Below are 509 nucleotides of genomic sequence, written 5' to 3'. Positions count from 1 at the left end.
CGGCCCATCGGGACTATTGGCGCAGTTCCTTGCGCGATGAAGAGTGGTTGCTAGTCGAGTGGCCCGAAGGCGAACCAGAGCCAACCAAATACTTCTTGTCCACCGCGCCGGCCGATGCGCTGATAGAACAACTTGTGTTCGTGACCAAAATGCGTTGGCGCATTGAACGCGATTACCAGGACTTGAAGCAAGACCTCGGTCTTGGTCACTATGAAGGCCGAGGCTGGCGCGGATTCCACCATCATGCGACGCTGAGTATCGCAGCCTATGGCTTCCTGATGGCCGAACGACTCGCCGCGGACAAGTCCGAAGGGAATAAAAAAAACTTCCTCGAACGCCAGATACCTGCGCTTCCCGCGGATTACATCCCCCGTGGGAGCCCTGCGCGCACAGCGACACGTGGCGAATTCGATCACGACACTCCGCCATCAGCTTAGCTTTTACCTGATGCGCAGCCTTGGGCTTTGCCCGTGTTGCGCATCAATGGATGGCCCGTTTAATTTATGACA

Annotated in this window: 1 pseudogene; it reads left to right on the top strand. The window is 56.6% G+C overall.

The annotated features are described in order from the left end of the window. Positions 1-437, top strand: a pseudogene (locus AC07XB_RS39085) (IS701 family transposase); the annotation flags it as partial. Positions 438-509 lie beyond the last annotated feature (72 nt).

The sequence above is a fragment of the Cupriavidus sp. GW821-FHT02F09 genome (assembly GCF_059421605.1).
This window is presented reverse-complemented; position numbering and strand designations above follow the sequence as displayed.